At 50.1% G+C, this 13,475-nt stretch carries 13 protein-coding genes; 3 read left to right on the top strand and 10 right to left on the bottom strand.

The genetic code is table 11. The annotated features are described in order from the left end of the window. Nucleotides 1-155: 155 nt before the first annotated feature. The 6 genes from KTH89_RS12030 to KTH89_RS12005 form a co-directional block, all read right to left on the bottom strand. Nucleotides 156-1,760 carry an amidohydrolase gene (locus tag KTH89_RS12030; protein ID WP_238721870.1) on the bottom strand — a complete coding sequence of 535 codons (1,605 nt, stop codon included), beginning with the start codon at nt 1,758-1,760 and terminating at the stop codon, nt 156-158. Between the two features lie 21 nt (nt 1,761-1,781). After that, a complete protein-coding gene (gene mutY / locus KTH89_RS12025; protein WP_238721869.1) occupies nt 1,782-2,852 on the bottom strand; it encodes an A/G-specific adenine glycosylase in 1,071 nt (356 codons plus the stop codon). A 68-nt stretch (nt 2,853-2,920) separates the two neighbouring features. Next, entirely contained in the window at nt 2,921-3,613 is a 693-nt protein-coding gene (gene sfsA, locus KTH89_RS12020) for a DNA/RNA nuclease SfsA (protein WP_158345060.1), read from the bottom strand. Between the two features lie 2 nt (nt 3,614-3,615). Continuing rightward, the gene (locus KTH89_RS12015; protein ID WP_238721868.1) at nt 3,616-5,364 is read right to left on the bottom strand and encodes a phospholipid carrier-dependent glycosyltransferase; all 1,749 of its coding nucleotides are present in this window, start codon (nt 5,362-5,364) and stop codon (nt 3,616-3,618) included. Between the two features lie 462 nt (nt 5,365-5,826). After that, complete coding sequence (locus tag KTH89_RS12010) at nt 5,827-7,221, bottom strand: sensor histidine kinase (protein WP_238721867.1); 1,395 nt, start codon at nt 7,219-7,221, stop codon at nt 5,827-5,829. Between the two features lie 4 nt (nt 7,222-7,225). Then, nucleotides 7,226-7,927: a response regulator transcription factor gene (locus tag KTH89_RS12005; RefSeq protein WP_238721866.1), complete on the bottom strand. Its 702-nt coding sequence runs from the start codon at nt 7,925-7,927 to the stop codon at nt 7,226-7,228. A 144-nt stretch (nt 7,928-8,071) separates the two neighbouring features. On the opposite strand from KTH89_RS12005, the gene KTH89_RS12000 reads away from it, so the two are divergent. The 3 genes from KTH89_RS12000 to KTH89_RS11990 are packed head-to-tail and all read left to right on the top strand — an operon-like array spanning nt 8,072 to nt 10,334. After that, nucleotides 8,072-8,836: an ABC transporter ATP-binding protein gene (locus KTH89_RS12000; protein WP_238721865.1), complete on the top strand. Its 765-nt coding sequence runs from the start codon at nt 8,072-8,074 to the stop codon at nt 8,834-8,836. Next, on the top strand, nt 8,833-9,558 hold the full coding sequence (locus KTH89_RS11995; RefSeq protein ID WP_238721864.1) for an ABC transporter permease: 726 nt from the start codon (nt 8,833-8,835) through the stop codon (nt 9,556-9,558). Before KTH89_RS12000 ends, KTH89_RS11995 begins: the two co-directional genes overlap by 4 nt. A gap of 11 nt (nt 9,559-9,569) precedes the next feature. Then, nucleotides 9,570-10,334, top strand: a complete 765-nt coding sequence (locus KTH89_RS11990) for an ABC transporter permease (RefSeq protein WP_238721863.1) — start codon at nt 9,570-9,572, stop codon at nt 10,332-10,334. Between the two features lie 26 nt (nt 10,335-10,360). Here the strand turns inward: KTH89_RS11990 and KTH89_RS11985 are convergent, their stop codons facing one another. From KTH89_RS11985 to nifU, 4 genes are all read right to left on the bottom strand, one after another. After that, nucleotides 10,361-10,789 carry a DUF6442 family protein gene (locus KTH89_RS11985; RefSeq protein WP_238721862.1) on the bottom strand — a complete coding sequence of 143 codons (429 nt, stop codon included), beginning with the start codon at nt 10,787-10,789 and terminating at the stop codon, nt 10,361-10,363. A 110-nt stretch (nt 10,790-10,899) separates the two neighbouring features. Beyond that, a complete protein-coding gene (locus KTH89_RS11980) occupies nt 10,900-11,097 on the bottom strand; it encodes a helix-turn-helix transcriptional regulator (RefSeq protein ID WP_158345043.1) in 198 nt (65 codons plus the stop codon). Between the two features lie 777 nt (nt 11,098-11,874). Continuing rightward, nucleotides 11,875-12,975 carry a tRNA 2-thiouridine(34) synthase MnmA gene (mnmA, locus tag KTH89_RS11975; protein ID WP_238721861.1) on the bottom strand — a complete coding sequence of 367 codons (1,101 nt, stop codon included), beginning with the start codon at nt 12,973-12,975 and terminating at the stop codon, nt 11,875-11,877. Nucleotides 12,976-12,991: 16 nt separating this feature from the next. Further along, nucleotides 12,992-13,429, bottom strand: a complete 438-nt coding sequence (gene nifU, locus KTH89_RS11970) for a Fe-S cluster assembly scaffold protein NifU (RefSeq protein ID WP_158345039.1) — start codon at nt 13,427-13,429, stop codon at nt 12,992-12,994. Between the last annotated feature and the right edge of the window lie 46 nt (nt 13,430-13,475).

Raw genomic sequence — 13,475 nt, 5'->3', positions numbered from 1 at the left:
CCCTATGCATTCATTTGCTCGAACAATACTAACTGCATTATAAAGGCTTTTCACCGATATTCCAATGGACTTTTCCAAAAATTAATGAACATTCATATTTACTTAAAAAGTTCTTAACTTCCTTTTCCTGTTTCCAAGACCCTTTTACGGTCCCATTACAGGTCCTGCTTTGTCTCTTTCGGCGCCTCATACAGAAGTTCTCCTTCTTTCAGCGTCGCCAGAACTCGTATCCTGCGGATCTCATCCGGTTCCGCCTTAAGAGGATTTTCGGACAATATAATCATATCCGCCAGTTTACCCGGGCTTAGAGTTCCCTTATCGTCTTCCTCAAAATACTGAAAAGCCGCGTAACAGGTTACCGCCTGCAAAGCCTCATAGGGAGTAACCGCATATTCCGCTCCCAGCGTCCGGCCGCTTCTGGTTTTCCGATTCACCGCGCACCAGACCGTCTCAAGCATATCCGGCTCGATGACCGGTGTGTCCTGGTGAAAGGTGTAGGGCATCTGCAGATCCGCAGCTTCCCTGGCAGGGCTGATCCGCTCTGAGCGCTCTTCACCCAGGTTTTTCCTGTGAATCTCACCCCAGTGGTAGACGTGGGCGATAAAGAAGGACGGGATAATCCCCAGCTCCTTCATCCTCACCAGCTGATCCCTGCGTACGGTCTGGGCGTGAATCATGACCGGACGAAGCTTCGAGGGCTTCCGGCAGGCCCTGATCATCTGTTCCGCCGCAGCGTCCCCGTTGCAGTGGACCAGCAGCTGGCGGCCTTCCTCCTTAGAGCGCTCCACGTAAGTGTCCACCTGCTCCTGCGTATAGACCGGATACCCGCTGTACCCGTCCTTCGCATCCTCATAGGGTTTGGACAGCCAGGCGGTACGCCCCTGGGGAGAGCCGTCTAAGATGATCTTATATCCGCCGATCTTCAAATGCCGGTGATAACGCCGGTCATATTCCGGTTCCTTTTGTACCAGCCCGGGCGCTTTTAAAAGATCCGCGTAGCAGACGATATCTGTCTTTAACCTGCCGGCCGCGGCCGCCTCTTTTAACAGGGCAAACGAGGCCTCCTCGGTCAAACCGTCCTGAATCGTGGTGATTCCATAGCTTACATACATATCCTGTGCTTTTTCCAGCGCATCCATTGCGGATTCGGCAGAGGGCCTGGGAATCTTTGAAGAAAATGTCATGAAGGCTTTTTCCTCCAGATAACCGTCCGGCGTCTTCCCATCCGCTTCCCGCCCGATCCGCCCGCCCGGCACCTCCGGTGTCTGCGCGCCGATCCCAAGCATTGAGAGGGCCGCCGTATTGAGCACCGCCATGTGCCCGGAAGCGTGGACCGCTATGACCGGTATGTCGGCGCTTACCCGGTCCAGCACTTCTCTGGTCGGATGCATCCCCTCTTCCAGGTTATTGTGGTCATAACCAAACCCCATGAGGAATTCCCCGGGGGCCGGAGGATTTTTTTCCAGAAACTTCTTCAGGCTGCCGGCCAGCTCATCGAAACTGGACGCGCTGCCAAGCCTGGCCTGATTCAAGATCTCGGCGCAGGCCGTGATATGGCTGTGGGGGTCCAGGAAGGCGGGCATTAAGGTCCTTCCCTGAAGATTCATCAATTTCGTATCCTTACCCACAAGCTTCGTCATCTCACTCTTCGTTCCGGTGGCCAGAATCCTTCCATCCCGTATGAACAGAGCCTCCACATAGCGGGGGACGTCGCCCTCCATAGTCAGAATATCTCCGTTGAAATAGATCGCCTCGCTCACAGATATCACTTCCTTTTTCTTCTAATTATTATCCAATCCCCATTTTATATTCAAATATTTCGTATAAGCTCCAAAGGCCGCCGGTATCGGATAGTCCCTCCCGGTATCCTGGGGTTCGATAAAAATCCAGTCGGAGGCATCCATCTCTTCCAGCTCCTCCACTCTGACGACATAGCCGATCATATGCCATTCGATATGGCTGAAAATGTGTTTCGAAGGCTCCAGCTTCTGAATCCTGATCGGGGACAGCTTTCTTCCCTTTAGAAATGCCAACACCTCGTCATCGGTCAAAAAGCCTTCTACATTGGGGAATTCATACATACCGGCCAGCAGCCCTTTACCGGGCCTTCTGTGTATGGCCACCTTATCACCGTCCCGGACCACCAGTACCGTCCTGTCTTCCAGCCTTCTGGCCTTCTTCGGGGTCTTTCGGGGCAGCTCCATGACAATCCCCTGCTTTCTGGCCTCGCAGAGTTCCCGCAGCGGACAGCCGTCACACCTGGCCATGCCGTTCGGCACGCACACCATCGCTCCCAGTTCCATCAGCGCCTGATTAAAAGCTCCCGGCCGTTCAGCCGGAATGACCGCTCCCACCTGTTGTTCCATCCTCTTTTTTACCGACTGCTTTAAAATATCATCCCGGCTGGCCGTCAAACGGGAGACTACCCGCAATACATTGCCGTCCACAGCCGGAACGCAGATCTGATAGGCGATGGATGCGATCGCACCCGCCGTGTAAGAACCAATCCCAGGAAGAGCTAACAGCTGTTCATAGTCCGCCGGAAGCTCCCCCGCAAACTCCTGTGCCACCTTCCGCGCCGCCTTCTGCATATTCCGGACCCGGTTATAATATCCCAGTCCTTCCCACAGCTTCAGCAGCCGGTCCTCCGGTACCTGCGCCAGCGCCTGTATATCCGGAAGCTCCCTGGTAAATCGTTCAAAATATGGTTTTACCGCTTCCACACGGGTCTGCTGCAGCATAATCTCGGAAACCCATACCCGGTAAGGGGAAGCGTCCTCCCGCCAGGGCAGTATCCTGGCATTGCCGTCATACCATGTAAGCAGCGGTTTTACAATATCGGTTAATTCCATAGCTTCTCCATTCTATAAGCCAGGAGGAGGGTGTCCCGCAGCGCCGGCCCGAGACACCCCCATCCTGTTTACCTATCCGGGGGCAGCTTTATTTTCACCTCATCCCGGATTTTCAGCGTATCCGTCGTAACGACACAGTCCCGTGCCAACAGATGTACTCCGGCCTTTCGGGCCCGTAACAGCGCTTGTCCAAACTCCGGCGCGGTCGCCATATTCGGAGTAAAACAAGCTACCCCTTCCATCTGTATCACAAAAAGCACATAAGCCTCATAGCCTTCCCGGATACAGTCGCAAAGTTCATTCAGATGCTTGATGCCGCGTTCTGTGGGCGCATCGGGGAACATGGCGGTTCCATCCTGCTCAAGCGTCACTCCTTTTACCTCCAGGAAGATTTTTCTTCCCTTTTCTTCTATATAAAGATCAAATCTTGAATTGTGATATTTCTTTTCCCGCCGGATAAAGGAAGCGTCTTTGAACAACCCGCCCTCCCGTATCCACTCTTCCGCCACTTGATTGGGCGCCTGGGAATCCATATTGATCAGCCGCCCGCCTTTATATACCCCGATCAGATCCAGCGCAGTCTTACGCTTTTGCCGATCAGTTCTCTGCACCAGGATATCCGCTCCCGGAACCAACAGCTCGGCGCACCTTCCCGTATTTTTCACATGGCAGACTTCCCTCCCCGCGCGGGTCCGGACATAGGCCACAAAACGGTTGGGCCGCTCCAGGAATTCGGCCGGCTCCATTCTCTCGTATTTCATAATCAGACTCCCCGGAACGTCCAGCCCGGCAGCCACTCAAGCGCATCGGAATACGCGGTGGAACATTCCACTCCGGAGATCACCGGGAAAAACAGAATAAACAGCGCCAGCGCCAGACCCATCCAGGCCCACTTGACCCAGGCCAGCTTTGGATACTTTTTCTCCAGCTCAAAGAGCAGGCAGACCGTGCCCAGCAGAATAAACGGTACGGTGGCGAAGAAGTGGTAGATAAAGATACAGCGGCGGATCAGCAGCCACGGCACAAAATTGGAGGCTATACCCACCAATGACACAAAGATCGCCGGATTCCCTTTTATTTTCCGCAGGCATAAAGCCGCGATCAGCACTATCGTGCCGGTAGAACAGATCCACCAGACCGCGGGATTCCCCATGACAGAGATCGTAGCCACCGAGCCTTCCGGCTCAAAAGCCCCCATAAAATACCAGACCGGCCGCAGTATATAAGGCCACTCGATTGCCAGAGACTGGTAGGGATGCGTCGCCTCCAGCGTGGAGTGATAGCTGTACATGGTCACCTGGCAGTCCCAGATTCCTTTCAGGTCATAGCCGATATTAAAATATGGAATATAAGCCAGCAGATAAACCCCGATGGGCAGCGCGATAAAGAACAGGACGCACCATCCGATCAGTATCCAGGCATTCTTTTTAAATATCCGTCCCATTTCCGGAGCGGACTCATCCCCGGCCGTCTTAAGCCGCCGGTATCTCAGATACCGTTGGATAAGCGATGTGAAGAATATCACCGCCAGACCGGCTCCCGCATAGATTCCGATCCATTTTACCGCCACCCCGATCGCAAAAAACACACCCGAGAGCGCCAGCGGCCGCAGGGTCTTCTTTAAGCCGTCCCGGTAAAAATCCATCGTATAATATTCATACATAAAATAGTACATCAGCAGTATAAAAAACACTGCGAACACATCCAGGGTAGCAATCCTGGACTGAGTATAATGCATAAAGTCAAAGGTGAATAAAAATGAGGCCAGCAGCGCGTATTCGGATTTTTTGAACAGCCTTTTTCCAAATACATACATAACCGGTACCATAAAGATTCCGAACATCACTCCCATAATCCGCCATCCAAACGGATTCATGCCGAACATACGGATTCCGAAGGATATCAGCACCTTACCTAACGGCGGATGCACGGTCTCATAAGGTTCCATACCGTGAATATACTCGTATCCCGTCCTGGCATGATAAAGCTCGTCAAAATACATCCCGTCCGTAAACGTGGGCCGCTTGGGCACATGGTCCGATTCATCCAGCAGGTTCGAGGCTTCCGGGTCTCCGGCCGCCAGATAGCCCCGGATCTGTTCTCCCTGGGCATTCCAGAACACGATCTCCAATATCTCAAGGTCCCCGGACTCCGAGGAAAAAGTCAGCTGTTTTGTATGAAAATCCCCGCCGATATTCGCATAGCGGTACATCTTTCCAAACTTCTGCTCATAGTCAAGCTCCTGGCCGTCCTCTGAAGTCACCTTCAGGTTCCCTTCCGAGATGCCGGAATATACCCAGATCTGCGCGATATCTTCTTCCTGTTCAAAACCAATCACCGCAGGCGCTCCGCCCTCTTTCAGGGTGTAGCCGTTTTCCGGCGTTTTATTGGAACCGACATTGGTGAGGGCAATGCAGGCGTACAGAAGCGTCAGAGCGATACAAAATATCCAGTCTTTCTTCGTAAATGTCAATATCATCAACTCCACTTTCTCGTTGGTATTCTGTTCCATTGTACCACATTTTCACTGGGTGGCAAGGGGGAATAAAGTGGGAACGAAATGGATGCTGGGATTCGGCTGGGGATTGGATGGAGGGCCGGCCGGGGGCGTTTGTGTCTCCTGGGGTGCGCGGAGGGCTTGCGCTGGCATCCGCTAAGGGGAATCGAAAAGCCAGGTTCAGGAACCGAGCCTATTCACCAGGAACACTTGAGGTGTTCCCGGTTCAGAGGCTCTTGCCCGTCGGACGTGAAGTCCGCCGGGCATCCTGAACCTGGCTTTTCGATTCCCCTAAGCGGATGCACAGCCGCCCTATGCACACCCCAGGAGACACAAACGCCCCCGGCCGGCCCTCCATCCAATCCCCAGCCGAATCCCAGCATCCATTTCGTTCCTTTTATTACTAGGCGGTGGGGGCGGGAGGCGGCATTGGTGATGGGTGGGTAGTATGATGGGGCGGCAGGCGTGACTGGGGATTTAATGGACAGTGGCCTTAGGTGGGGGAGGTTGATGAATATACGGAAAGGATATCATTGTTTTATAGCCTTGATTTGGGATCGTGTCTATTTTCATGGAACCGTTATGTGTTTCAACGATTTGGCGCACGAGCAAAAGTCCTAAGCCGTGCCGCAAATCTAGTCTTTCATCTGTGCTTTCCATGTAGTGCGGCTTTTTCTTTAGTTCCTGCAGTTTTTCGGGTGTTAGTCCTATGCCGTTATCGGCAACTATTAACGTGAGACATCCATTGACATTTTTGAGGGCGAGCTGAATTTTACAGCCTTGTGGATTCTGGTTGATGCTGTTTTGTACAAGATTGCTGATTGCCCGTGTAATCAAACGGGTATCGCATTCCATCATAGTATTTTCTGTGTCCGGTGCGATGTCAATGTCAACTGTGTAGGCATCAGGGATTCCGGAGTTAAGTAATTCTGCGGCATAGGAGCGTATGAGTTTGGACAGGCGTATCTGCTCTTTTTGAAGGGGCTGCATTTCGTATTCCAGCTTGGATACCAGGTTCAAATCTTCTATAAGTGTTTTTATCTTTTTGCTTTGCCGTTGTATGATCCGGGCCTGATCTTGAATGGCTGGGCCGGCATCGCTGTTTGTTGTGATTCGTTCCGCATATCCCATAATCATGGAGAGGGGGGTGCGGATATCGTGGGAAACACCGCTGATCCAATTTGCTCTTGCTTCATTTTGTCTGCTCAATATTTGGGACGCCTTGTTTATGCTCTCCGCTACCTCCGACAATTCGCCTTTTACAGAAAATGAAGTTGTTTTTCCGTCAGCCAATGCTTTGATCGATGAAACAAGGGGCGCGGTATCTTTTACGACTTTTATTTTAGATAGATAATATGCGGCAAACAGCAGGAGCAGGTCTAATATGAGAATACCTGCAAAGTACAGTGGGATGGCTTTAAACATGTCTCTGGAGTAATAGTTGCCTGTGATTTTGATATAGCTTCCTTTCGGATAACCCAGCACTAACAGCCCCTCTGCATCATCCCAAACAAACACAGGATAATCTTGCAGATAGCCTTTTGAAAAAACAGCCACATCCTGTATGGTGTATTGAGCAGGTAATCCCGGCGGCAGATCCACCGCCCACCTGCATTGTCCGTCAGGAGATAAAAACATCGCCCATATATTATGTGATCTCAATTTTTCTCGCGCCGTATCAGATATTCCTGATGCTGAACTGTCCGCTATGGTTTCTTCTAACAGCCTGCGTGGGGAACTGTCCCCATAATCTTTTGTAATGTTTCCATAAAAGGTTCCCGCAAACACAATTACATTGAGAATCACCAGCAGGAAGATCAACGACAAAAAGGATAGGAAATATTTTGAAAAATATCTGGTAAATGATTTCATAGCCTTACTTCCTTATGTTTAATTTATATCCAAGCCCTTTTATGGTAATAAGGGAAACGGGTTTTGATGGGCTGACTTCGATTTTTTCCCGTATGCGCCGTACATGAGCGTTCAGACTGTTTTCATATCCGAAGGGGTTATCTCCCCATAGCGCTTCACAAAGCGCATCCAGCGTAACTATTTTTCCCTCATTCCGGGCAAGTGTTTCTAAGAGGACATGTTCTTTTGCAGTGAGGGGAATCGTCTTTCCATCTCGTTTTACCTCGGCCCGGCTGAAATCCACCGTACATCCTTCCAGCTTTATGATATTGCTTTCTTCTTTATAGCATCGGCGCAGAATTGCGTAAACGCGCAATAGCAATTCCTGCGGAAGAAATGGCTTTACAATGTAGTCATCCGCGCCAAGTCCCAATCCGGCTAATTTGTCAGCCGCTTCATCTTTTGCAGTCAGAAATATAACCGGGACATTGGTAAATTGCCGTATCTGCCGCATCAAAGAAAAACCGTCCCCATCCGGAAGCATGACATCCAGAATCAATAGATCAGGCTTTTCCTCTTTACAAACGTTGACGGCGGCTTTCACGGTGGCGGCAGCAACAATATTTTCAAATCCGTCATCCGCTAAAATGGCGGATACCATTTTTAATAAATCGGGTTCGTCATCGACGAGCATAACCTTTTTTGTTTGTAGAAAAGTTTTTTCCATAGCAATCCCTCCGCCAAAGATATTATATCATACCGGATCTATTTTGCGGGTGGAGCAGTAAAAAAGTAAGGTAAAAGTAAGGATACGGGAATGTAGCTGTCAGGTTGGTAAGCTAAGATAGAGACATCGAAAGGAGATGTCTCTATGGATTATATTATAACAACGGAACGGTTGACGAAAAAATATAAAAAGTTTACGTCCGTGGGCAACGTTTCACTTCATATCAGGAAAGGCAGTATCTACGGATTCCTTGGCCCCAATGGAGCCGGAAAATCCACCACTATGAAAATGCTGCTGGGCCTGACAGCCCCTACAAGAGGCAGCTTTATCATTGACGGGATGCACTTTCCGAAGGACAGGCTTTCTATTTTGAGAGAAGTTGGTTCCTTTATCGAGTCCCCTTCGTTCTATGCGAACCTGACAGGGCGGGAAAACCTTGATATTATCCGCAAGATTTTGGGATTGCCGAAAAGCGCTGTGGAAGATGCGTTGGAACTGGTGGGTCTGTCTGAATTTGGCGGCCGCCTGGCAAAAAAGTATTCTCTCGGCATGAAGCAGCGTCTTGGTTTGGCCGGCGCGCTTTTAGGCAGGCCGCCGATACTGATTCTGGATGAACCCACAAACGGCCTTGATCCGTCCGGCATCCACGAAATCCGAAAGCTGATTAAAACTCTGCCTGCGCTCTGCGATTGTACGATACTCATTTCCTCCCATCTGTTGTCTGAAATTGAACTGATGGCAGATGACATCGGCATTTTGAATCATGGCCGTCTGCTGTTTGAGGGGAGCATGGATGAGCTGCGGCAAAATGCTTTGCATTCCGGCTTCGCGGCGGATAATTTGGAAGATATGTTCTTGTCTATGGTAGAGAAAGACAATGCCTTAAGAAAGCAGGAGGCCCATTTATGAGAACATTGTCAATCGAACTAAAAAAAGAAAAACGAACCGGAATTATTCCGGTTCTGTTCACCACTGGCATCTTAGGCGCAGCGTACGCCTTTGTGAATTTCCTGTTTCGCAGAGATACCCTGTTGAGCCTGCCGCTGGCTCCGACGGATGTTTTGCTGACCCAGCTCTATGGCGTGATCATGATTTTGAATATGTTTGGCATCCTAGCAGCTGCCTGTATGATCTACAACATGGAGTTTAAGGGAAACGCAGTAAAAAAGATGTATTTGCTCCCTGTCAGCGTAACGGAGATGTATTTGTGCAAGTTTATGATTTTGACCGTCATGCTTTTTCTTGCGATTGTTTTGCAAAATCTGGCTCTTATGAAAATCGGTATGACAGATTTGCCGCCGGGAACGTTTGATTTGGGATCGCTTATCAAGTTTACCCTATACTCTTTTCTTACCTCTATGCCTGTATTATCTTTCGAGCTGTTGGTTTCATCACGCTCCGAAAATATGTGGATTCCCCTTGGCGTGGGTGTGGCCGGATTTTTGAGCGGAATGGCTTTCGGTACAACTAAAACAGGGTTCTTCCTGATCGACCCATTCGTTGTGATGTTAAAGCCGGCCGTTTCCATGAGCGCCCGGCCGGATGTGACAGTGATCGGCATCGCGCTGATGGAAACGCTTCTGTTCCTTGGCATAGGGTTATGGATGGCAAAAAATCTGCGTTATGAATAGGAGGGATTATCATGAATTTTTTGGAACTGTTAATGATTGAATTTACGAAAGTGAAACGTTCCAGGATCATACCGCTGCTTTTCATAGCGCCGCTGTTGGTGGTATGTTCCGGTGTCTCTAATTTGAGTATGTATTTCACACCAGAATACACAAATGCGTGGCCTGCCATGTTCATTCAGAGCGCATTGCTATATGCCTATTATTTACTGCCATTTAGTATGATCGTCGTCTGTGTGATGATAGCAGGCAGAGAAACACAGAACAATGGGATTCTGAAGATGTTGGCTCTGCCGGTCAATCGGCAAACCTTGTCTCTTGCAAAATTCTGTGTACCGGTGTTCTATCTTTTCATGGAAATAGTAGTATTCTTTGTCACATTTATCGTTGCGGGATGGATTGCAACTGCTGCATCCGGCATAAGGGAAACAATGCCCCTGTTTTACTTGTTGAAATGGTGTTTGGGACTGTTCCTGACGATGCTCCCCTGTGTAGCGGTTATGTGGGCGCTTACGGTTTTGTTCGAAAAGCCGCTGATTTCCGTAGGATTAAACCTTTTTCTGGTAATTCCCGGTCTGCTGGCCGGGGCAACGCCGGTATGGTTTCTCTACCCCTATTGTTATAGCGGTTATCTGGTGTCCTGTTCTCTGCATGAGTTTACAGCAAAGAGCGCAAATACAGCGTTCCGGCTTTTTCCCTTTGTTCCCTGCGCCATCATGATTTTTACACTCTCCCTTGTGTTAGCCGCAAAACGGTTTGGGAAAAAAGAAATGAGGTGACACAATCGGGAGAAATCTATATACAATTATTGTTCTTTATCAATTTTCAGCCGATGGTAGAGGGCGTAGAATTGAACAAACAGATATGCGATTACAAAGGGCAAAAGTATTTTGGGGGATACGCCCATGAAGGCGTAGACTAAAAGGAGGGCCGAGAAAACGTAGGTCATCATTGTGAACCCCTTTGCTTTTGACAAGTTAGCGTGCTCTATGTTTCTTTCATCGTTAATCTCGATTTCCATTTGTCTGGCTAATACCGGATCTTTTTTAAGAGCTCTTTTGTTGATTATCTTACTCAAGCCATAGGAGAACATTCCGCAGCCGATACCGATGCATAGATAGGGCAGGGTCCGCATGAACCCTTGGGGTTCCGTGAAGATCTTAATAAAACAAAGGCCTGCAATCAGTAAAATTAGTCCTGAAAACATTATGATGGTATGTTTTGCTTTCTTCATCTTTTCCTCCTGCAGCGCATATACTGCGCCATAAATTCTACGGAAATAGGTTCACTGAATTGTCCGCCCGTATCATATATAAGTATTAGCGGAGATCCTATTACTTAATTTTAATCATCCTCATACAGGAAGATCTCTTCGATACTCATATTAAAATACCGGGCGATTTTAAAAGCTAACAGGATAGATGGATTATACCGTCCATTTTCCAGCGACCCGATCGTCTGTCTCGAAACCTCAAGCTCAGCCGCCAGCTCTTCCTGTTTGATGCCTCTCTCCTTTCGGATTTCCTCCAAACGATTTTTCAAACCCGCTTTCCTCCTTGTGGAGTTTCTTATGGTACCTGTTATAGAGTTTCTTATGGAACTTCTTATGAATCTTCTCATGAAGCTTCTTACGGAACTCCTTATAAATCTTCTCATGGAACTTCTTACGGAACTCCTTATGGAACTCCTTATGGAAAGTTTGCTTTCCATTATAATTATAACGGATTATTCAAAAATGTCAAGGAAACTTTCCATTTTTGCATTTACTTTCCTTATACATCTATATGTAATTTCTTTTACATAAAACAAAAAAGGCGATTAAAAAGCATTCTGACCCATTTTGGCCAGAGGCTCTTGCCCGGGTCTGGGTGTGCGCGGTGTTTTGGGGCAGGGACTGCGGCGGTATACGGGGACGCTCCCGGCGGCCGGGGTCTTTTGTGTCTCCCGGGGAGCGCATAGGGCGGCTGAGCAGCCGCTTAGGGAAATCGAAAAGCCAGGTTCAGGATGACCGGCGGACTTCACGTCCGACGGGCAAGAGCCTCTGAACCGGGAACACATCATGTGTTCCTGGTGAATAGGCTCGGTTCCTGAACCTGGCTTTTCAATTTCCCTTAGCGGCTGCCAGCGCAAGCCCTCGCGCTCCCCGGGAGACACAAAAGACCCCGGCCGCCGGGAGCGTCCCCGCATACCGCCGCAGTCCCTGTCCCAAAACACCGCGCACACCCAGACCCGGGCAAGAGTCTCTGGCCAAAATGGGTCAGAATGCTCCGCCATCACCAATGTAATCTTAGCACCCATAGAGTCAGAGGAGGGTAAACGTCAGGCTTCCGGTCCTCTTTTGAGGATCGTTCCTCCGCCCAGCACACAGTCTCCGTCGTAGAAGACTACGGCTTGTCCCGGGGTAATGGCCCGCTGGGGGGCTGCAAAGTTACATTGGATATGGCCGTCATCCACTTTTTTGATACGGCAGGGCGCGCCCTGATGGCTGTAACGGATCTTTCCGGTAACTTCCAGTTCTTCCCCGGTATCCATACCAGGGATCGACATAAAGTTCAGGTGATCCGCAGTCAGCGTGGCGCAGAAGACGTCCCCGCTCTCTCCGATCACGACTTCATTCGTCTCCGGACGGATCTCGGTCACAAAGACCGGGCGGCCCATGGCGATGCCCAGGCCTTTCCGCTGGCCCACGGTGTAATGGATGATGCCGGCATGACGGCCTATGATTTTTCCGTCCGTTGTTACAAAATTCCCCGGAGGGAATTTTCTGCCGGTGTAGTCTTCGATAAACCCGGCGTAGTCCTGATCCGGCACGAAACAGATCTCCTGGCTGTCCGGTTTGGCGGCTACCCGAAGCCCGATCTTCCGGGCGATATCGCGGATCTCATCTTTGGTGTATTCGCCTACCGGCATCAGCGTGTGGGCGAGCTGCTGCTGAGTCAGATTATAGAGCGCGTAGGTCTGGTCTTTGGCCGCGGTGGCGGAACGGCGGATCGCGTACCGGCCGTTTGGCAGCCGGGTGATGCGGGCGTAATGCCCCGTGGCGATGTAGTCCGCGCCGATGTCTAAGCTCCGCTTTAGCAGAGATTCCCATTTGACATAGCGGTTGCAGGCGATGCAGGGATTGGGGGTCCGGCCCCGGGTGTATTCTTCTGCGAAATAGTCGATCACGTGTCTCTGGAATTCGGACCGGAAGTTCATGACATAGTAGGGAATGCCGAGGCTTTGGGCTACCCTTCTGGCATCGTCCACAGCGCTTAGGCCGCAGCAGCCTCCGTTTTCTTCCTGTAAGCCTCTGTCTTCTTCCTGCCAGATCTGCATGGTGACGCCGATCACGTCGTATCCCTGCTCTTTTAATAAGTAGGCGGCAACCGAGGAGTCTACACCTCCGGACATGCCTACCACTACTTTTTTTCTATCCATGGAGGCTCCTCCGGCTTTAGTAGTCTTCTTCGTCTTCTTCCTCACTGATATCGGATTTGGGCTTTTCCAGACCCTCTATTTTGATATCGTGCTTTTGCGCGTAATCCCACAGAGCGGCATGAATGGCTTCCTCCGCCAGCAGGGAACAGTGGACTTTTACCGGAGGAAGTCCGTCCAGGGCTTCCATAACGGCTTTATTGGTTATTTCCAGGGCTTCCTGGACCGTCTTGCCTTTGACGAGTTCTGTGGCCATACTGCTGGTGGCTACGGCTGCCCCGCATCCAAAGGTTTTGAATTTACAGTCCCGAATGATTCCGTCATCGTCGATATCCAGGTACATTCTCATAATATCGCCGCACTTGGCGTTACCAACCGTGCCGACACCGCTGGCATTTTCTATTTCCCCTACATTTCTGGGATTTTGGAAGTGATCCATCACTTTTTCTGAGTACATAGTTATTTCCTCCTGATCTTTGTTTTCCCGGCCTTGCGCCTGCGGT

It is taken from the genome of Diplocloster agilis (assembly GCF_019042275.1).
Taxonomy (GTDB): Bacteria; Bacillota; Clostridia; order Lachnospirales; family Lachnospiraceae; genus Diplocloster; species Diplocloster agilis.
The sequence above is the reverse complement of the archived record's forward strand: the minus strand, read 5'-3'. Positions and strand labels throughout refer to the sequence as shown.